Genomic DNA, 19,683 nt, shown 5'->3' with positions numbered 1-19,683 from the left:
AAGCCGCCTCTATTGCACGTAACGACAAAAGTTTTATCGGTGCCAGCCACCGAGCGCGCCTGACCCGGATGGACACCTGTTGCGCGATTAAGGCGACAGCGCATCAACTGGCACGACTGATCTACGCGATGCTGACCAAAGGTCAGCCTTATGTTGAGAAAGGAATAGAGGAATTTGAAGAGCGTAGCCGGGACCGGCAACTGCGCGCCTTGGAGCGCAAGGCGCGAAAGTTGGGGTTGCAGCTGGTTAAAGCGGCTTGATTTTTAAGAGCAAAAACAATGAGTTATTTTTTGTTTGATAAGAGCGGGCTTGCTCGCGAAAGCGGTGGGTCAGTCAAAGATGTATCAACTGGCAGCACGCCTTCGCGAGCAAGCCCGCTCCCACATTTGATCGTTCCCGCACCCTGGACGCTCTGCGTCTGCCCCTGGTTCGCACAGAGGCTGGGAAACACTCCTTCACAGCCTTGCAACAAAATCGCTACAAAATACTTAGGCGGCTACCTATCAACCGCCCGCCAGCCCGTATATAAAGTCACCCCACAAATCCTGCGAAGGGACGATTGACGGTCTCTGGACTTTACTGTTGACACAACTGGATGCAATTACGCATTTTGTCTTAATTGCGCAGGCTGGGGCTCAAGCGCAGCATGTCCAGCCCTGCGTCCACCCAGCGTTCAGCGTCCTGATGCAATTGGAAGCTGTCGGGTACCAACAGCCACTGGCCAATCAAGCCATGGATGTAAGCATGAATGCACACCGCGCCCCGTGTGGTGTCGAGGTTTTCCGGAAGTTGCCCGCGATGGACCGCGTTGCGCAGTGTCAGGCCGATGCGCAGGTTGCATTCCAGGCTGTGGGTCTGGCGTTGGCGCCGCATGTCGCACATCTCATCGGTGAACTCGCACTTATGAAACAGGATTTCGTTGATGCGCCGGGTTTTCGGGTCCAGGGCCACTTGATGATAAAGATGGATCAACAGCTTGCGCATACAGCCCAGCGGGTCGACTTCATCCTCGCTTTCACTGGCCCGGGCCAATTCGTCCAGGGGTTCGTGCAGCGTGTCGAGCAGTGCCTGGAGCAAATCGGACTTGTTACTGAAATGCCAATAGATAGCCCCGCGCGTCACGCCGGCCAACGCGGCGATGTCCGCCAGCGTGGTGCGGGCCACTCCGCGTTGATAAAAGGCTTGCTCGGCGGCGTCGAGAATCTGGCTGCGCGTTTCCTGAGCTTCCTCTTTGGTGCGACGAACCATGGCAGTAAAACCTCAATCAGGACACTGTGGATGGTGCTTGAGCATCATCTGAATAATTGTGGGACGACGTCGTCTTGGGCGCCGAACGTACTAAAATCGAGGCTTTGGCGGATGCTTTGTCAACAATCCGCGAAACCTGTCAAGAGTTTACAAACAACCGTGAACGTAAGTATATTGCGTAGCAAGCTACTTATCCACTCACGGCTTGTTTTTTACCCTTCCACACTTCTTGTGCGCACTCTGCGCGCCTGACCCGAGGATCTTCATGCAACTTAAGCCAGCTGTTACCGCTCTGGTCACTGCCGTCGCCCTGGCATCGCTGCTCAGCGGATGTAAAAAGGAAGAAGCGGCTCCGCCCGCTCAAACCCCTCAGGTCGGCGTGGTCACCATTCAACCGCAAGCCTTCACCCTGACGTCCGAATTGCCAGGCCGCACCACCGCCTACCGCATCGCGGAAGTTCGTCCCCAGGTGAACGGCATCATTCTCAAGCGCCTGTTCAAGGAAGGCGCCGACGTGAAGGAAGGGCAACAGCTCTACCAGATCGACCCGTCGGTGTATGACGCCACCCTCAAAAGCGCACAAGCGAAACTGACCCAGACCAAGTCCATCACCGACCGCTACAAGCAACTTGTCGATGAGCAAGCCGTCAGCCGTCAGGAATACGACACCGCCGTGGCCAACCGCATGACGTCTGAAGCCGACGTGCAAACCGCCCAGATCAACGTGCGCTACACCAAAGTGTTCGCGCCGATCTCCGGGCGTATTGGTCGTTCTTCGGTCACCGAAGGCGCGCTGGTCAGCAATGGCCAGGCCGATGCCATGGCCGTGATTCAGCAACTGGACCCGATCTACGTCGACGTCACCCAGTCTTCGGCTGAAATGCTGAAACTGCGCCGCGACCTGGAAAGCGGCCAGCTGGAGAAAGCCGGCGAAAACGCGGCCAAGGTCAAGCTGACCCTGGAAGACGGCAGCGCCTACGCCCAGGACGGCAAGCTGGAGTTCTCCGAAGTGTCGGTTGACCAGACTACTGGCTCCGTGACCCTGCGCGCCGTATTCCCCAACCCTGACCACACCCTGCTGCCAGGCATGTTCGTGCACGCCCAACTGCAGGCCGGTGTGAACAGCAAGGCCATCCTGGCACCGCAGCAAGGCGTGACCCGTGACCTGAAGGGCACGCCAACGGCGCTTATCGTCAACGCCGACAACAAGGTCGAGCAGCGCGAACTGGTAGCCAACCGTACGTACGGCGCCTACTGGCTGGTGGAAAAAGGCCTGAACGCCGGCGACCGTGTGATCACAGAAGGCTTGCAATACGTCAAGCCGGGCGTCGAGGTCAAAGTCAAGCCGGCCGACAACGCCAAGCCTGCTGACGCTGGCAGTGCTGCTGCTCCTGCTGCCGCTGCTGGCAAAGGGGAGTAATCCATGTCGAAATTCTTTATCGACCGTCCCATTTTCGCCTGGGTTATTGCCCTGGTGATCATGCTGGTCGGGGCACTTTCGATCATGAAGCTGCCCATCAACCAATACCCGGCCATCGCGCCGACCGCCATCGACATCCAGGTGACCTACCCAGGCGCGTCCGCACAAACCGTGCAGGACACCGTGGTGCAGGTGATCGAGCAACAGCTCAACGGTATCGACAACCTGCGTTATGTTTCCTCGGACAGTAACTCCGACGGCAGCATGACCATCACCGTGACGTTCAACCAGGGTACCAACCCGGATATCGCCCAGGTTCAGGTGCAGAACAAGCTGAACCTGGCGACCCCACTGCTGCCGCAAGAAGTGCAGCAGCAGGGTATCCGCGTGACCAAGTCGGTGAAGAACTTCCTGATGGTGATCGGTCTGGTGTCCGAAGACGGCAGCATGACCAAGGACGACCTGTCCAACTACATCGTGTCCAACATCCAGGACCCGATTTCCCGTACGGCGGGTGTCGGTGACTTCCAGGTGTTCGGTTCGCAGTACGCCATGCGTATCTGGCTGGACCCGGCCAAGCTGAACAACTACCAGCTCACGCCGGTGGATGTCAGCGCCGCGATCTCCGCGCAGAACGTACAGGTGGCTACCGGCCAACTGGGCGGCCTGCCTGCCCTGCCCGGCACACAACTGAACGCCACAATCATTGGCAAGACCCGCCTGCAGACAGCTGAGCAGTTCGGCAACATTCTGATGAAGGTCAATACCGACGGCTCACAGGTGCGCCTGAAAGATGTCGCCCGTATTGAACTCGGTGGTCAGAACTACAGCATCGCTGCGCAGTTCAACGGCAAGCCGGCTTCCGGTATGGCGATCAAGCTGGCTTCGGGCGCCAACGCCCTGGACACCGGCAAGGCCATCCGCGCCACCGTGGCGTCGCTGGAACCGTTCTTCCCGCCCGGCATGAAGGCGGTGGTGCCGTATGACACCACCCCAGTCGTTACCGAATCGATCTCCGGGGTAGTCGACACCCTGGTCGAAGCGATCGTGCTGGTATTCCTGGTGATGTTCCTGTTCCTGCAGAACTTCCGCGCCACCATCATCACCACCATGACCGTACCGGTCGTACTGTTGGGTACCTTCGGGATCCTGGCCGCGTTCGGTTTCACCATCAACACCCTGACCATGTTCGGCATGATCCTGGCCATCGGCCTGCTGGTGGACGATGCCATCGTGGTGGTGGAAAACGTCGAACGGGTAATGGCTGAGGAACACTTGTCGCCCAAAGAGGCGACGGTCAAGTCCATGGGCCAGATCCAGGGCGCCCTGGTGGGTATTGCCCTGGTACTGTCGGCGGTGCTGTTGCCGATGGCGTTCTTCGGTGGTTCCACCGGTGTGATTTACAAACAGTTCTCCATCACCATCGTTTCGGCCATGGCGTTGTCGGTACTGGTTGCGCTGATCTTCACCCCGGCGTTGTGCGCCACCATGCTCAAGCCGATCGATCCGGAAAAGCACGGCCAACCCAAGCGTGGTTTCTTCGGCTGGTTCAACCGCACCTTCGACCGTGGCGTACTGAGCTACGAGCGCGGCGTGGGCAACATGATCAGGCACAAGATTCCTGCGTTCCTGGTGTACGCGCTGATCTTCGCCGGCATGATCTGGCTGTTCATGCGCATTCCTGCAGCGTTCCTGCCCGATGAAGACCAGGGCGTGATCTTTGCTCAGGTGCAGACGCCGGTCGGTTCCACGGCTGAGCGTACGCAAAAAGTCATCGACGACATGCGTGCGTATCTGCTCAACGACAAGGAAGGCGAACCGGGCGAAGGCAAAGGCGTGAAATCGGTGTTTACCGTAAACGGCTTCAACTTCGCCGGTCGTGGCCAAAGCTCGGGCCTGGCCTTTGTGATGCTCAAGCCGTGGGGCGAACGTGACGCCTCCAACTCGGTGTTCGAGATCGCCAAGCGCGCCCAGGGCTACTTCATGCAGACCTTCAAGGACGCCATGGTATTTGCCATCGTGCCGCCGTCTGTACTGGAACTGGGTAACGCCACCGGCTTCGACGTGTTCCTGCAAGACCAGGGCGGTGTCGGCCACGATAAATTGATGGCGGCGCGTAACCAGTTCCTCGGTATGGCAGCACAGAGCAAGATTCTGGCAGGCGTGCGCCCCAACGGCGTGAACGATGAGCCGCAGTACGAGCTCACCGTCGACGACGAGAAGGCCAGCGCCCAGGGCATCACCCTGTCGAATATCAACCAGACCCTGGCGATTGCCTTGGGTGGCAGCTACGTCAACGACTTCATCGACCGCGGTCGGGTGAAGAAGGTGTATGTGCAAGGTGACGCCGCCAGCCGCATGTCGCCTGAAGACCTGGACAAATGGTACGTGCGCAGCGACTCCGGGAAGATGGTGCCGTTGTCCTCCATCGCATCGGGCAAGTGGATTTACGGTTCGCCGAAACTGTCGCGCTACAACGGTGTAGCGGCGATGGAAATCCTCGGCACCCCGGCGCCGGGCTACAGTACCGGTGACGCCATGACCGAAGTCGAGCGTATTGCCAAGCAACTGCCGGCAGGTATCGGCTATGCATGGACCGGCCTGTCGTATGAAGAGCGTCTCTCCGGCTCCCAGGCGCCAGCGCTGTACGCCTTGTCGCTGCTGGTGGTGTTCCTCTGCCTCGCGGCACTGTATGAAAGCTGGTCGATCCCGATCGCGGTCATCCTGGTAGTGCCCCTGGGGGTTGTGGGCGCATTGATGGCGACCAGCTTGCGCGGGTTGTCCAACGACGTGTTCTTCCAGGTGGGCCTGTTGGTGACGGTGGGCTTGGCGGCGAAAAACGCCATCCTGATCGTGGAGTTTGCCAAAGAGCTCCACGAACAAGGCAAAGGCATCGTCGAGGCGGCTATCGAAGCGTCCCGCATGCGTCTGCGGCCGATCATCATGACCTCCATGGCGTTCGTCCTCGGCGTATTGCCACTGGCAATCTCCACCGGCGCGGGCTCAGGTAGCCAGCATGCAATCGGTACCGGCGTAATTGGCGGTATGATCACAGCGACGGTCCTGGCGATCTTCTGGGTACCCCTGTTCTTCGCGACCGTTTCGGCTGCGGGCGAACGCAAAAAGAAAGACACTACTGAAACTCCTAAAGAGGCTGGCCAATGAGCAAGTCGCTACTTTCCTTAGCCGTCACCGCATTCGTGCTCAGTGGCTGCTCGCTGATCCCTGACTACCAGCGCCCTGAAGCGCCGGTAGCAGCCCAGTTCCCGCAGGGGCCGGCGTACTCGTCGGCCCAGGCGCCGGGCCAGGCCGCTGCCGAGCAAGGCTGGAAGCAGTTTTTCCATGACCCTGCCCTGCAACAGCTGATTCAGACCGCGTTGGTGAACAACCGTGACCTGCGTGTCGCGGCCCTGAACATCGACGCCTATGCGGCGCAGTACCAGATCCAGCGTGCCGACCTGTTCCCGGCGGTTTCGGCCACCGGCAGCGGCAGCCGTTCGCGTACCCCGGCCAAGCTGTCGCAGACCGGCGAATCGAGCATCTCCAGCCAGTACTCGGCGGGCCTGGGTATCAGTTCGTATGAGCTGGACCTGTTCGGTCGCGTGCGCAGCCTCAGTGAAGAAGCCCTGCAAAAGTACTTCGCCACTGAAGAAGCACGGCGCAGCACCCAGATCAGCCTGGTGGCCAGTGTGGCGAATGCCTACCTGACCTGGCAGGCCGACAAGGAACTGCTCAAGCTGACCCAGGACACCCTCGGCGCGTTCGAGCAGAGCTTCAAGCTGACCTCGCGCAGCAACGAAGTCGGCGTGGCCTCGGCCCTCGACTTGAGCCAGGCACGCACCTCGGTGGAAAACGCCCGTGTTCAATTGGCGCGCTATACGCGTCAGGTGGCCCAGGACGAAAACAGCCTGACCCTGTTGCTGGGCACCGGCCTGCCGGCCAATATCGCCAGCAAGCCACTGTCGGATGACCTGCTCAGCGAAGTGCCGGCCGGGTTGCCATCCGACCTGCTGCAACGTCGCCCTGACATTGTGCAGGCCGAGTACAACCTCAAAGCCGCCAACGCCAACATCGGCGCGGCCCGTGCTGCGTTCTTCCCGAGCATCAGCCTGACCGCCAGCGCCGGTACCGCCAGCCCTACCCTGGGTGGCCTGTTCAAAGGCGGTTCGGGCACCTGGTCGTTTGCTCCGCAGATCAACATCCCGATCTTCAACGCCGGTAGCCTGCGCGCAAGCCTGGACTACTCGAAGATCCAGAAAGAGATCAACGTGGCCAACTACGAGAAGGCCATCCAGACCGGCTTCCAGGAAGTCTCCGACGGCCTCGCCGCCCGTGAGACCTACAAGCAGCAGCTGGATGCCCAACGTGGCTTCGTCGCGGCCAACCAGGATTACTACCGCCTGGCCGAGCGTCGCTACCGCATTGGTGTCGACAGCAACCTGACCTTCCTCGACGCCCAGCGCCAACTGTTCAGTGCCCAGCAATCGCTGATCACCGACCGCCTGGCGCAGCTCAACAGCGAGGTCAACCTGTACAAGGCCCTCGGCGGTGGCTGGAACGAGCAGACGGCCAAGAACGAGCCGTTGAAAGAAGAAGCACCGGCGCTGAAGTTGTTCTAACAGCAGCGCACTGAACAAAAACCGCTTCCCTCACCGGAAGCGGTTTTTTTATACCCGCCAACTTGCGTTCGATCATCGCCCACAACCCGCTCTCCCCCACTTTCATCGCCCCCGCACCGCCCCGCACCATGGCCCGCACCTGCATAACCCCAATAACAACAGGTCCAACACCATGAGCACGTTCCGCCCGCGCCAGCTATTGCTGGCAACCGCTGTCGCCAGCCTTGCCCTGCCCGTCGTCGCTGAAGAGCACGGTTTTCTCGAAGACGCCAGCGCCAACCTCAACCTGCGCAATTTCTTCTTCAACCGCAATTACACCAACCCGACCAAAAGCCAGGGCGGCGCGCAGGAGTGGACGCAAAGTTTCATCCTCGACGCCAAGTCCGGCTTCACCCAGGGCACGGTGGGTTTCGGTGTGGATGTGCTGGGCATGTACTCACAAAAGCTCGATGGCGGGCGCGGCACCGGTGGCACCCAGCTGTTGCCGCTGGACCGCGACGGCCGCCCGGCGGACAACTTCGGGCGTCTCGGGGTCGCGTTCAAGGCGCGGATCTCCAAGACCGAAGTCAAGGTCGGCGAATGGATGCCGGTGCTGCCGATTTTGCGCTCGGACGACGGCCGCTCCCTGCCGCAAACCCTGCGTGGCGGGCAGATCACTTCCAGGGAAATCGACGGCCTGACCCTCTACGGCGGCCAGTTCCGCGCCAACAGCCCGCGCGACGACAGCAGCATGACCGACATGTCGATGGTCGGTAAAACCGCCTTCACCTCCGACCGCTTCAACTTCCAGGGCGGTGAATACGCCTTCAACGACAAACACACCCAAATTGGCGTATGGAATGCCCAACTCAAGGACATCTACAGCCAGCAATACATCAACCTGACCCACAGCCAAGCTGTGGGCAGCTGGACCCTGGGCGCCAACCTCGGGTTCTTCTACGGCAAGGACGACGGCAGCGCCCGCGCAGGCGAGCTGGACAACAAGACCTGGTCCGGCCTGTTCTCCGCCCGTTACGGCGGCAACACCTTCTATGTCGGCCTGCAAAAACTCACCGGCAACAGTGCCTGGATGCGCGTCAACGGCACCAGCGGCGGCACCCTGGCCAACGACAGTTATAACTCCAGCTACGACAACGCCCAGGAAAAATCCTGGCAAGTGCGCCACGACTACAACTTCGCCGCACTCGGCATACCGGGCCTGACCTTGATGAACCGTTATATCAGCGGTAGCAACGTGCATACCGGCACCCTCACCGACGGCAAGGAGTGGGGGCGCGAGAGTGAAGTGGGCTACACGGTGCAAAGCGGCACCTTCAGAGACCTGAACGTGCGGTGGCGCAATTCCACGATGCGCAGGGACTACAGCAACAATGAGTTTGATGAGAACCGGTTGATCGTCAGCTATCCGATAAGTCTGCTGTAAACCGGCGTCGGACTTACTGTATGGTGCGCGCCTGCCGCTGCTGATCCGCCCAGCAGCGGCCTCTATTCGAGCACATGCACACCATGAAATCCTTCGTCATGCTGGTCCTGGCCCTGAGCCTTTGCGGCTGCATCGGCGCACCTGTCGTTCTGACGCCGCAGACCGAACAACGCCTGCAAACCCAGGCGCCGATCCGCTTCCTGTTGACCTTCGATGACGGCCCCAGCGCCTCTGGCTACAACAACCCCAGCCGCTCCGTGATTGCCGACCTCGCGCATAACCCGGTGCTGCCAGGCATCAAGGCGGTGTTTTTCCTGCAGACCGAAGCGTCCCGCTCCGGTGGCAGCCCGCGGGGTCGCAAGACCATGGCGCGCGAATACGCCGCCGGGCATGTGCTGGCGTTCCACACGGCCACGGCGTTTCACACCAACCATCGCTGGCTCAGTGATGCCGAGCTGGAAAGCACCCTCACCGAGGGCGCAGCCGACATTGCCTCAATCACCGGCACCGCACCGACGCTGGTACGCCCGCCGTTCTGGAACTATGACAAGCGCACCTTCGCCGCTTACCAGCGCCATGGCATGCAGGTATTGCTCACGGACCTGAGTGCCAATGACGGCAAGATCTGGGGGTTCAATGCCAGCCCACGCCGGCGGGCGAATTTGTATCGGCAACTGTCGGTGGTGCGCGAGCGCATTGCCGTGGGCGAACTGCCGACGGTGGACGGTGTGATACCGGTGGTGGTGACCTTCCACGATATCAATCGCTACACCGCCAGGCATATGCAGGAATACTTGCAGATCCTGATGGACAGCGCGCGGGTCAACGGCATGAAGGTCGCTGCCGAGCCGTTCTACACCGAGCATGCCGGGCTGGAACGCGCGGCATTGGCGCGCACGGTAAAGGATGTGAATGAAGCCGTGCATTTGCCGGGGGTGTGGAATTGGGTGTGGGATGCGGACTCACACTGACCTTGCACACACAGAAGGCTCCCACATTCAGGCTCAATCCTGCTGGCGTGACTCCACGCCCAGTTCATCCCACACCGACTCGGCCAGGTGGAACGTCGCATTCGCCGCCGGTATGCCGCAGTAGATCGCGCTTTGCATCAGCACTTCCTTGATCTCGGCGCGGGTCACGCCGTTGCTGGCGGCCGCGCGCAGGTGCAGCTTCAACTCTTCACTGCGGTTCATACCGATCAGCATGGCGATGGTGATCAGGCTGCGGGTATGCCGCGGCAGGCCGGGGCGGGTCCAGATATCACCCCAGGCGTGGCGGGTGATCATTTCCTGGAACTCGCTGTTGAACTCGGTCAGGGCATTGAGGCTGCGGTCGACATGGGCGTCGCCCAGCACTTCGCGGCGCACTTGCAGGCCATCGGCGTAACGTTGTTTCTCGTCCACAAAAAGCTCCTTAACGGGCCAGCAAAAATTCCACGACACGCTGGCTGAACGCCGCGCCGGCTTGTACGTTGGACAGGTGCGCCGCGTAGAACTCGGCGTACTCGGCGCCCTTGACCTGGTTCTGGATAAAGCGGCTGCCGGCCGGCGGCGTGACGGCATCTTCGGTGCCGGCAATCGCCAGGGTCGGCACTTTGATCCTGGACAGATGCTCGCGCAAATCCGCATCACGTACGGCCGCGCAGTTGGCGGCATAACCTTGAGGCGATGTGGCGGCGAGCATGTCAGTGATCTGCTGGGCCTGGTGCGGGTTGGCGGCGGCGAAATCGGCGGTGAACCAGCGTGCAATCGACGCATCGCGCAATGCAACCATGGCCGCCGCGCCGTCGCGCAGCACCATCTCGATACGTGGGTTCCAGATTTCCGGCGTGCCGATCCTGGCGGCGGTGTTACACACCACCAGACGCAGCAGACGATCACCTGCGTGAATGCCCAGCCACTGGCCGATCAGGCCACCCATCGACAGCCCGCAAAAATGCGCGCGTTGGATATCCAGCGCATCCAGCAGCGCGATCACGTCATGACCCAGTTGCTCAATGCTGTACGGGCCCTCGGTGACCAGGGATTTGCCATGCCCACGGGTGTCGAAACGCAGCACGCGAAAGTGCTTGATGAAGGCCGGGATCTGGATGTCCCACATATGCAGGTCGGTGCCCAACGAGTTGGACAGCACCAGCACCGGCGCGCCCTCAGGCCCGTCCAGTTGGTAATGCAATGGGCCATCGGCCAGTTGTACAAAAGCCACAGCGGTCTCCTTACGCGGTCAATGCAAAATGGTCGGTTACGGCGCGGGTGACCCAGGTGTGGGCCTGGCCCAGGTAATGGGCCGGATCGAGCAGGCGGTCCAGCTCCGCCGCCGACAACTCGGCGGTGACCTGCGCTTCATCCGCCAGCACTGCGCGCAGATGGCGCCGTTCGGCGACGGCGCGTTTACAGCATTGCTCCAAAAGATGGTGAGCGGTCTCACGGCCCAGGCGTTGGGCAAGCACGATGCTCACGGCTTCGGCCAGCACCAGGCCTTGGGTGAGGTCAAGGTTGCGCGCCATGCGCTCGGGGTCGACCTCCAGGCCTTGGCTTACCAGCAGCGCCTGTTTCAAGGCACCCGACACCAGCCGGCAAATCTCCGGCAGGGTTTCCCACTCGGCGTGCCACAGGCCCAGGCTGCGCTCATGCTCCTGGGGCATGGCGCTGAACATCGTCGCCACCAGCCCCGGCATGCGGGTGGCCGCGCTGATCAATACGGCGGCGCCCACCGGGTTACGCTTGTGCGGCATGGTCGACGAGCCGCCCTTGCCGGGCGCCGATGGCTCGAACAGCTCCGCTGCTTCGGTCTGCATCAACAGGCTGAGGTCGCGCCCCAGCTTGCCGAGGCTGCCGGCGATCAGGCCGAGCACGCCGGCAAACTCCACCAGCCGATCACGTTGGGTGTGCCAGGGTTGCTCGGGCAGGCCCAGTTGCAACTCCGTTGCCAAGGCCTGCGCCACCGGCATGGCGTGCTCACCGAGTGCCGCCAGGGTGCCGGATGCACCGCCGAACTGCAGCACCAGCAAGCGCGGCTTCAACTCGGCCAGGCGTTGGCGACTGCGCGTCACCGCGCCCAGCCAACCGGCGATTTTCATTCCGAGGGTGACCGGCGTCGCATGCTGCAACCAGGTTCGCCCAGCCAGGGGCACGTCGGCATAACGCTGTGCCTGCACAGCAAGCACCTCGCCCAATTGCGCCAGGTCCGCTTCAATCAGCGCCAACGCCTGGCGCAGTTGCAACACCAGCCCGGTGTCCATCACATCCTGGCTGGTCGCCCCCAGGTGCACGTAACGCTCGGCGCCTGCATCTTCAGCGGCAATCAACTTGCCCAAGGCCTTTACCAGTGGAATCGCCGAATTCCCCGCCGAGGCAATCGCCTCACCGAGGGCGTCCACATCGTAAAGCGACGCCAGGCACGCCTGGGCAATCGGCGCGACGGCAGCTTGCGGAATCAACCCGACCCGGGCCTCGGCCCGGGCCAGCGCCGCTTCGAAATCCAGCATGCCCTGCAAACGTCCCTGGTCGCAGAACACTTCGGCCATGCTGTCAGCGGTGAAGTAAGCGTCGAACAGTTGATTGCTCGTGCGCAGTGTCATAACTCATCCCTAGAGGTCGTGGTGTAGATAAGCCGCCTGTTTGGGCAGACGCAGACTGAACAGGAAGGCGACCGCCATCATCGCGGTGACGTACCAGTAAAAGGTATTTTCCATGCCGATGGATTTCAGGCTCAGCGCGACAACTTCAGCCGAACCACCGAAAATCGCATTCGCCACCGCATAGGCCAGGCCCACACCCAGTGCGCGCACCTGCGGCGGGAACATCTCGGCTTTGACCAGGCCGCTGATCGAGGTGTAGAAGCTGACGATCGCCAAGGCCAGGGTGATCAGCACAAAGGCCAGGAACGGGCTGGTGACGGTTTTCAGGGTCAGCAGGATCGGCACGGTGAACAGCGTGCCCAGGCCTGCGAACCACAGCATCGAATTACGTCGACCGATCTTGTCGGCCAACATGCCGAACAGCGGCTGCATGCACATGTACAGGAACAGCGCGCCGGTCATGATGTAGCTCGAGGTCTTGGCGTGCATGCCCACGGTGTTCACCAGGTATTTCTGCATGTACGTGGTGAAGGTGTAGAAAATCAGCGAGCCACCGGCGGTGTAGCCCAACACGGTAATGAACGCTTTGCCGTGGTCGCGGAACAACGCGACGATGCTGCCGGCGTCTTTGTCTTCACGCATTTCCTTGCTGGTGGTTTCTTTCAAGGTGCGACGCAGCAGCAGGGAGATCACCGCAGCAATGGCGCCGATCACGAACGGAATGCGCCAGCCCCAGGCGCGCAGTTCTTCTTCGCTGAGGATCTGTTGCAGGATCACCACCACCAGCACCGCCAGCAATTGGCCGCCGATCAGGGTCACGTATTGGAATGAGGCAAAAAAGCCGCGCTGGCCCTTGAGTGCCACTTCACTCATGTAGGTCGCCGTGGTGCCGTATTCGCCCCCCACCGACAGGCCCTGGAACAGGCGAGCCACCAGCAGCAGGGCCGGCGCCCAGGCGCCGATATCTTTGTAGGTGGGCAAAAAGGCGATGACCAGGGAACCGGCGCACATCATCAGCACCGAGATCATCATCGAATTTTTACGCCCGTGCTTGTCGGCCACTCGGCCAAACAGCCAGCCGCCAATAGGGCGCATCAGGAACCCGGCGGCAAATACACCGGCGGTGTTGAGCAGTTGGACCGTGGGATCGTCCGAGGGGAAAAACGCCGGGGCAAAATAGATCGCGCAGAAGGCATACACATAGAAGTCGAACCATTCGACCAGATTGCCGGAGGAGGCCCCGACAATCGCAAAAATCCGTTTGCTGCGTTCTTCTCCGGTGTAGTGACTCGTTGTTGTTGTCATGTTTTTTTACTCAGTGGGAACGGTTATAGCCTAGACATACTTTGCAACAACCATGTTCCGCAAGCAGACTTTTGGTGATCGTTCCCACGCTCTGCGTGGGAATGCCGCCGGGGACGCTCCGCGTCCGCTCTGTAAATCGTGACGCAGAGCGTCACAGGATGCGTTCCCACGCGGAGCGTGGGAACGATCACTCAATAGTCGAAGAACACCGTTTCCTTGTCTGTGCCCCGCAAAATCACATTCCACTGATGCACACCCTGAGCATCCGGCTTGGCAATCAACGTGCCGCGACGTTCAGCCGGCACACACGCCAGCAACGGGTCATCGCCATTCAACGCTTCACCGTCAAAATAAATCCGCGTCAGCAGGTGTTTCACCAAGCCACGGGCAAATACCAGCACCACCAGATGCGGCGCCTGGGTCGTGCCTTGCAGGCCCGGCACACTGCCCGGCTTGATGGTGGTAAACCGAAAACGCCCTTCGGCGTCCACCGGCACCCGGCCGAACCCTTCGAAGTTGGGATCGACGGCCTTGGCCTGCTCGTCTTCGGGGTGGTCGTACTTGCCGGCGGCATTGGCTTGCCAGACTTCGAGCATGGCGTCGTTGACGACATCACCGTTGCCGTCCACCACTTGCCCGCTGATTGCCACGCGCTCGCCCAAGGTGGCCGGCACGGTCAGGTCTTCGCGGTTCAGCCAGGTCAGGCCGATATGGTAATACGGCCCGACGGTGTGGGACGTGGTCGCATTAAGGGTCATCTCATTTCTCCATCGGCGTGGCGTCGCGGCCGCGCAAAACGATGTCCCAGCGATAGCCGAGGGCATAGGACGGAACGGTTTTTTCCAGATCAAAACGCGCGATCAGGCGCTGCTTGGCGCTGGTGTCCGGCACGCAGTTGTAGATCGGGTCGTATTCCAGCAGCGGGTCGCCGGGGAAATACATCTGCGTGACCAGCCGCGTCAGCACGCTGGGGCCAAACAGCGAGAAGTGAATATGCGCCGGGCGCCACGCGTTGTGGTGGTTGCCCCACGGGTAAGCGCCGGGTTTGATGGTCTGGAACTGGTACCAGCCGTCGGCGTCGGTGACGGTGCGGCCGGTGCCGGTAAAGTTCGGGTCCAGCGGCGCGTCGTGCAGGTCGCGTTTGTGGTTGTAGCGACCGGCGGCGTTGGCCTGCCAGATCTCCACCAGAATGCCCGGCACCGGCAGGCCGTTTTCATCCAGCACACGGCCGTGGATGATGATGCGCTCGCCCTGGGGCTCGCCTTCGTGCTGGGCGGTGAGGTCGTTGTCCTTCTCGTTGATCCGCTCGGCGCCGATGGTCGGGCCGGTTATTTCCGACAAGGAGTGCGGCAGAAACACCAATGGCTGGGACGGCGAACGCAGGTTCGTCGACTGGTAGGCCGGGTGCAGGTAATCAGGTTGGGTGCCCGCTTGCGGGCGCCGGTAACCGGGCTTGTCACTCATGGAGCAATCCTCTCTTATTAGACGCGTTCAATCGCCAGGGCCAGGCCTTGGCCGACGCCCACACACATGGTCGCCAGGCCTTTGCGGCCGCCGGTTTTCTCCAACTGATGCAGCGCCGTCAGCACCAACCGCGCGCCGCTCATGCCCAGCGGGTGGCCAAGGGCGATGGCGCCGCCATTCGGGTTGACCTGTGCGGCATCGTCGGCAATCCCCAGTTCACGCAGCACCGCCAGGCCTTGGCTGGCGAAGGCTTCGTTGAGTTCGATCACGTCAAAGTCGGTGACCGCCAACCCCAGGCGCTCCACTAGTTTGCGCACCGCCGGCACCGGGCCGATGCCCATCACACGCGGCGCAACACCGGCGCTGGCCATACCCAATACGCGGGCGCGGGCGGTGAGGCCGTGCTTTTTGACGGCTTCGGCAGAGGCCAGAATCAGCGCCGCCGCACCGTCATTCACGCCCGACGCATTGCCGGCGGTGACGGTTTTATCCGGGCCATTAACCGGCTTGAGTTTGGCCAGGGCCTCCAGGGTGGTGTCGCGTGGATGCTCGTCGTGCTCCACCAGGGTTTCGCCTTTTTTATGGGCGACGCGCACCGGCACGATTTCTTCAGCAAAGAACCCTGCGGCTTGTGCGGCAGCGGTGCGTTGCTGGCTGCGCAGGGCGAAGGCGTCCTGATCGGCGCGGGACACGTTGTAGTCGTCGGCGACGTTATCGGCGGTTTGCGGCATCGCATCCACGCCGTATTGGGCCTTCATTAACGGGTTGATAAAGCGCCAGCCGATGGTGGTGTCTTCCAGCTTCATGTTGCGTGAAAACGCCGCGTCAGCCTTGCCCATCACAAATGGCGCACGGGACATCGACTCGACGCCACCGGCAATCGCCAGCTCCATTTCGCCGCTGGCGATGGCGCGAAAGGCCGTGCCGATCGCGTCCATGCCCGAGGCGCACAGGCGGTTGAGGGTCACGCCCGGAATGCTGTCCGGCAAGCCCGCCAACAGCAACGCCATACGCGCGACGTTGCGGTTGTCTTCACCGGCCTGGTTGGCGCAACCAAGGAATACTTCGTCGACCGCGTTCCAGTCCACCGACGGGTTGCGCTCGATCAGCGCCTTGATCGGCAAGGCTGCCAAGTCATCGGCGCGCACCGTGGACAAACCACCACCGAAACGGCCGATGGGCGTGCGGATGGCATCACAGATAAAGACGTCGCGCATCAGGCTTCTCCCGGTGCTTGGCCGTGGGCAGCGGCAGTGCGCGCTTCGAGATCACGCAGGGCAGTCAGCTCAACGTCGGTCGGCTCGGCGGTGGTGCTCACGTGGTCGGCAAAACGAACCGCCCAACCAGTGGCCGCCACCACTTGCTCACGGGTGACGCCAGGGTGCAGCGCGGTGACCACGAACTCATGGCTGCCCTCCTCCGGCTCCATGATGCACAGGTCGGTAATAATCCCTACAGGGCCGGCGCCAGGCAGGCCCAGGCGTTTGCGTGAGTCACCGCCTTCGCCGTGGCCGACCGAGGTAATGAAGTCCAGCTTGTCGACAAACGAGCGCGCCGACTGCTTGAGGATGATCAACACGCTCTTGGCGGAGCCGGCAATCTCCGGCGCGCCACCGGCACCCGGCAGGCGCACTTTGGGTTGGTGATAGTCGCCCACCACGGTGGTGTTGATATTGCCGAAACGGTCGACCTGGGCGGCGCCGAGAAAGCCGACGTCAATGCGCCCGCCTTGCAGCCAGTAGCGAAAAATCTCACCGGTCGGCACTACCGTGTCGGCGGTTTCCGCCAGTTCGCCGTCACCGATGGACAGCGGCAATACGCTTGGCTTGGCGCCAATCGGGCCGGATTCGTAGATCAGCACCACGTCCGGCGACGAGGTCAGGCGTGCCAGGTTGGCGGCCTTGGAAGGCAAGCCGATGCCGACAAAGCACACCGAGCCGTTCTTGAGGCGGCGCGCGGCGGCGACGGTCATCATTTCATTGGTCGAGTAAGCCATTACTTGGCCTCCTGCGCGTGGGCCAGCTTGGCCTGGAATTCACTGAAGTCAGCGGTGCCGTGGATGTATTCGTCGATCCACGCGGTAAAAGTCCCACGGTCACGGGCGATTGGGTCCCACGCCTGATAGAAACGATTGTCGCGCTCGTTGTAGCCGTGGGCGTAGGACGGATGTGCGCCACCGGGCACGTGGCATACCGCGGTCAGGGCCCAGGTCGGCAATACGCAACTGTTCATCGGCGCATTCAGGTCATCGACGATTTCTTCGACGGTGACGATGCAACGCTTGGCCGCCAGAGCCGCTTCCTTCTGCACGCCGAGAATGCCCCAGAGCAGCACGTTGCCCTTGCGGTCGGCCTTTTGTGCGTGGATCACGGTGATGTCCGGGCGCACCGACGGCACCGCCGCCAGCACTTCGCCGGTGAATGGGCAGGTCACGGTCTTGATCAGCGGGTTGACCTTGGGCAGGTCGGAGCCGGCGTAGGCGCGCAGCACCGCAAACGGCAGGCCGGAGGCACCGGCGACGTAGGCATTGGCCAGGTCGGCGTGGCTGTGTTCTTCGATCTCCAGCGGCTGCGGCCATTGTTTTTCGACCGCATCACGCAGGCGATGCAGGGAACCCACGCCCGGGTTGCCGCCCCAGGAGAAAATCAATTTGCGCGCGCAGCCGGCACCGATCAACTGGTCGTAGATCAGGTCAGGCGTCATGCGCACCAGCGTCAGGTCTTTCTTGCCCTGACGAATGATTTCATGACCCGCTGCCGTAGGGATCAGATGGGTGAAGCCTTCGAGGGCGACGGTATCGCCGTCGTTCACGAAGCGCTTGACCGCATCACGCAGGGTGAGAATTTCAGCCATGGGGTTGGGCTCCCGGTGTTGATCGAAAAAGGCGCTGAAGTGGCGCCGAAGTGCTTGAAGATTAAGCCGGGCAAATGGGCCAAACAATCCGATAATCGACTCAGCGTTCGATTATCGAACAGATTGTTGTCTAGCTAATCTTTTGCCAAAACTCGATCAGTCTGAGGGTTTGGCTTATGTGGGAGCTGGCTTGCCTGCGATGCAGACACCTCGGTCTGTCAGGTAAACCGTGGTGATGCAATCGCAGGCAAGCCAGCTCCCACACAATTTAGCGCCCACTTGAATCGCGCGGGTATCAGGTAGCATCCGCATGGCTGACCATGCCCTTGATCACCACGGCGGCCGTGGCCAACGCCGCCGGAATCACCAGCGCCGTCAGCACCTGCTCGAAGTTCCAGCCCAGGCCCAGCAAGGTGGCGCCCATCCACGCGCCGAGGATCGCGCCGAAGCGGCCGATGCCAAGCATCCACGACACACCGGTGGCGCGGCCCTGGGTCGGGTAGAAGCGTGCAGCGAGGGACGGCATGGCCGATTGCGCGCCGTTGACGCACATCCCGGCGATCAACACCAAGGTCGCCAATAGCGTGATATTGCCCAGACTCTGCCCCACGGCGTAGGCAAACACCCCGGCCAGCAGGTAGAAGGTGCCGATGACCTTGTGAGGGTTGAAGCGGTCCATCGCCCAGCCCACGCCGACGGCACTGAGCACGCCGCCAAACTGGAACAACGCGCCGATAAAGGCGGCCTGTTCCATGCTGGCGCCGCTGTCGCGCATCAGGGTCGGCAGCCAACTGGTCAGCAGGTAAACAATCACCAGGCCCATAAAGTAGGTGAGCCACAGCAGCAAGGTGCCGGCGCTGTAGGTGCCGGAGAAAATCACCGCAAACACGCTGCGGGCCTTGACGGTTTTTTGCTCGGGCACGCTGAAGCTGCTCGCCTGGGCAACAATCGTGGGTTCAATGGGAGACAAGGTTTTACGCACCTTGTCGGTGCCGCGATTGCGCACCACCAGGTAACGCGCCGATTCCGGCAGCCAGACCAGCAGCACCACCGCCAGGATCAACGGCAGGATGCCGCCGATCAGCAACAGGCTATGCCAGCCGAACGCCGGGATCAGCTTGGCCGAGATAAACCCGCCGCCGGCCATGCCCAGGTTGAAACCGCAGAACATGCTGGTCACCAGCAACGATTTGTGGCGCTCGGGGGTGTATTCGGACAGCAGCGTCGTGGCGTTCGGCATTCCCGCGCCCAGGCCCAGCCCGGTCAGAAAGCGCAGCACCAGCAGTTGGTCGACGTTAGTGCTGTAGGCCGAAGCCAGGCTGAATGCGCCAAACACCAACACCGCACTCACCAGCACCACTTTGCGCCCGAAACGGTCCGCCAGCGGGCCGGAACCGAGTGCGCCGAAAACCATGCCGATCAGCGCGGCGCTCATCACCGGGCCGAGGCTGGCGCGGTCGATACCCCAATCCTGGGACAACGCCGGCGCAATAAAGCCCATGGCGGCGGTGTCGAGGCCGTCGAGGAAGACAATCAGGAAACACAGGATCACCACACGCCACTGGTAGCGCGACAGTGGCTGGGCGTTGATAAAGGACTGCACGTCCAGGGTGGTACCGACAGAAGGCTGATTCATTATTTTTATTCCACACCGATGGCGGGCTAACGACCTGGGGTCGTCATTATTATTGGCGGCTCTTCAGAGCGCTGCCGCACAGTAATAAGTCGGGGGAAACAGCGTCAATTGATCAAGCCGGGATCTGTGCGGTCA

General features: G+C 61.6%; 16 protein-coding genes and 1 pseudogene. 6 read left to right on the top strand and 11 right to left on the bottom strand.

Features of this window, described 5'->3' with window-relative positions; genetic code table 11:
• Positions 1-260: pseudogene (locus BLV67_RS04155) on the top strand (IS110 family transposase); the annotation flags it as partial.
• A gap of 355 nt (positions 261-615) precedes the next feature.
• Here BLV67_RS04155 and BLV67_RS04150 read toward each other — a convergent pair.
• Positions 616-1,248 carry a TetR family transcriptional regulator gene (locus BLV67_RS04150; RefSeq protein WP_056857447.1) on the bottom strand — a complete coding sequence of 211 codons (633 nt, stop codon included), beginning with the start codon at positions 1,246-1,248 and terminating at the stop codon, positions 616-618.
• A 265-nt stretch (positions 1,249-1,513) separates the two neighbouring features.
• Here BLV67_RS04150 and BLV67_RS04145 point away from each other — a divergent pair, with 265 nt between their 5' ends.
• The 5 genes from BLV67_RS04145 to BLV67_RS04120 all read left to right on the top strand — a co-directional run bounded on the left by BLV67_RS04145 (position 1,514) and on the right by BLV67_RS04120 (position 9,681).
• Positions 1,514-2,668, top strand: a complete 1,155-nt coding sequence (locus tag BLV67_RS04145) for an efflux RND transporter periplasmic adaptor subunit (protein WP_065929049.1) — start codon at positions 1,514-1,516, stop codon at positions 2,666-2,668.
• A 3-nt stretch (positions 2,669-2,671) separates the two neighbouring features.
• Positions 2,672-5,833, top strand: a complete 3,162-nt coding sequence (locus BLV67_RS04140; RefSeq protein WP_065929048.1) for an efflux RND transporter permease subunit — start codon at positions 2,672-2,674, stop codon at positions 5,831-5,833.
• Positions 5,830-7,287 carry an AdeC/AdeK/OprM family multidrug efflux complex outer membrane factor gene (gene adeC / locus BLV67_RS04135; RefSeq protein WP_065929047.1) on the top strand — a complete coding sequence of 486 codons (1,458 nt, stop codon included), beginning with the start codon at positions 5,830-5,832 and terminating at the stop codon, positions 7,285-7,287. Before BLV67_RS04140 ends, adeC begins: the two co-directional genes overlap by 4 nt.
• Positions 7,288-7,459: 172 nt before the next feature.
• Complete coding sequence (locus BLV67_RS04125; RefSeq protein ID WP_056857453.1) at positions 7,460-8,710, top strand: OprD family porin; 1,251 nt, start codon at positions 7,460-7,462, stop codon at positions 8,708-8,710.
• An 83-nt stretch (positions 8,711-8,793) separates the two neighbouring features.
• Positions 8,794-9,681, top strand: coding sequence for a polysaccharide deacetylase family protein (locus BLV67_RS04120; protein ID WP_069786278.1), 888 nt, complete (start codon positions 8,794-8,796; stop codon positions 9,679-9,681).
• Between the two features lie 33 nt (positions 9,682-9,714).
• Here the strand turns inward: BLV67_RS04120 and pcaC are convergent, their stop codons facing one another.
• From pcaC to pcaK, 10 genes are all read right to left on the bottom strand, one after another.
• Complete coding sequence (gene pcaC / locus BLV67_RS04115) at positions 9,715-10,113, bottom strand: 4-carboxymuconolactone decarboxylase (RefSeq protein ID WP_056857455.1); 399 nt, start codon at positions 10,111-10,113, stop codon at positions 9,715-9,717.
• A 10-nt stretch (positions 10,114-10,123) separates the two neighbouring features.
• Complete coding sequence (gene pcaD / locus BLV67_RS04110) at positions 10,124-10,915, bottom strand: 3-oxoadipate enol-lactonase (RefSeq protein WP_069786277.1); 792 nt, start codon at positions 10,913-10,915, stop codon at positions 10,124-10,126.
• A gap of 10 nt (positions 10,916-10,925) precedes the next feature.
• A complete protein-coding gene (locus BLV67_RS04105) occupies positions 10,926-12,290 on the bottom strand; it encodes a 3-carboxy-cis,cis-muconate cycloisomerase (protein WP_069786276.1) in 1,365 nt (454 codons plus the stop codon).
• 9 nt (positions 12,291-12,299) lie between these two features.
• Positions 12,300-13,595 (bottom strand): MFS family transporter, encoded by a 1,296-nt coding sequence (locus tag BLV67_RS04100; RefSeq protein WP_065929041.1) that lies wholly within the window; start codon positions 13,593-13,595, stop codon positions 12,300-12,302.
• Positions 13,596-13,786: 191 nt separating this feature from the next.
• Entirely contained in the window at positions 13,787-14,353 is a 567-nt protein-coding gene (gene pcaG, locus BLV67_RS04090) for a protocatechuate 3,4-dioxygenase subunit alpha (protein WP_069786275.1), read from the bottom strand.
• 1 nt (position 14,354) lies between these two features.
• The gene (gene pcaH / locus BLV67_RS04085; protein ID WP_065929040.1) at positions 14,355-15,059 is read right to left on the bottom strand and encodes a protocatechuate 3,4-dioxygenase subunit beta; all 705 of its coding nucleotides are present in this window, start codon (positions 15,057-15,059) and stop codon (positions 14,355-14,357) included.
• Positions 15,060-15,076: 17 nt separating this feature from the next.
• Positions 15,077-16,279: a 3-oxoadipyl-CoA thiolase gene (gene pcaF, locus BLV67_RS04080; protein ID WP_176727916.1), complete on the bottom strand. Its 1,203-nt coding sequence runs from the start codon at positions 16,277-16,279 to the stop codon at positions 15,077-15,079.
• Positions 16,276-17,055 (bottom strand): CoA-transferase subunit beta, encoded by a 780-nt coding sequence (locus BLV67_RS04075; protein WP_065929038.1) that lies wholly within the window; start codon positions 17,053-17,055, stop codon positions 16,276-16,278. Before BLV67_RS04075 ends, pcaF begins: the two co-directional genes overlap by 4 nt.
• The gene (locus BLV67_RS04070; RefSeq protein ID WP_017137230.1) at positions 17,055-17,912 is read right to left on the bottom strand and encodes a CoA transferase subunit A; all 858 of its coding nucleotides are present in this window, start codon (positions 17,910-17,912) and stop codon (positions 17,055-17,057) included. Before BLV67_RS04070 ends, BLV67_RS04075 begins: the two co-directional genes overlap by 1 nt.
• A gap of 295 nt (positions 17,913-18,207) precedes the next feature.
• Positions 18,208-19,548 (bottom strand): 4-hydroxybenzoate transporter PcaK, encoded by a 1,341-nt coding sequence (pcaK, locus tag BLV67_RS04065; protein WP_065929036.1) that lies wholly within the window; start codon positions 19,546-19,548, stop codon positions 18,208-18,210.
• Positions 19,549-19,683 lie beyond the last annotated feature (135 nt).

Origin of the sequence: Pseudomonas salomonii (genome assembly GCF_900107155.1) — a bacterium.
GTDB lineage: Bacteria > Pseudomonadota > Gammaproteobacteria > Pseudomonadales > Pseudomonadaceae > Aquipseudomonas > Aquipseudomonas salomonii.
The sequence above is the reverse complement of the archived record's forward strand: the minus strand, read 5'-3'. Positions and strand labels throughout refer to the sequence as shown.